1 protein-coding gene is annotated in these 277 nt (G+C 54.2%); it reads right to left on the bottom strand.

The window, feature by feature from the left end; genetic code table 11:
- Positions 1–277: iron-containing alcohol dehydrogenase (locus tag ACTHS3_RS17820; protein ID WP_440368748.1), on the bottom strand; the 277-nt coding region annotated here is incomplete at both ends.

The following is a 277-nucleotide window of genomic DNA, read 5'->3' as shown; positions in this document are numbered from 1 at the left end:
CCGTCGCTGATGACAGTAAACGGCGTCACTTCGGATCCTGTGCCCGATGTGGTAGGGATACCGATAAATTTGGCTTTGCGTCCCAATTCAGGGAAGCGGAACGCGCGTTTGCGGATGTCCATGAATTTTTGCACCAAGTCTTCAAAATCGACTTGCGGCTGCTCGTAGAAGAGCCACATGGCTTTGGCTGCGTCCATTGGCGAACCGCCGCCCAGAGCGATGATGGTGTCAGGCTGGAAGCTGCGCATCAAATCGGTGCCTTTATAGACGGTTTGGA

This window comes from Neisseria sp. P0009.S007 (assembly GCF_051962515.1).
This window is presented reverse-complemented; position numbering and strand designations above follow the sequence as displayed.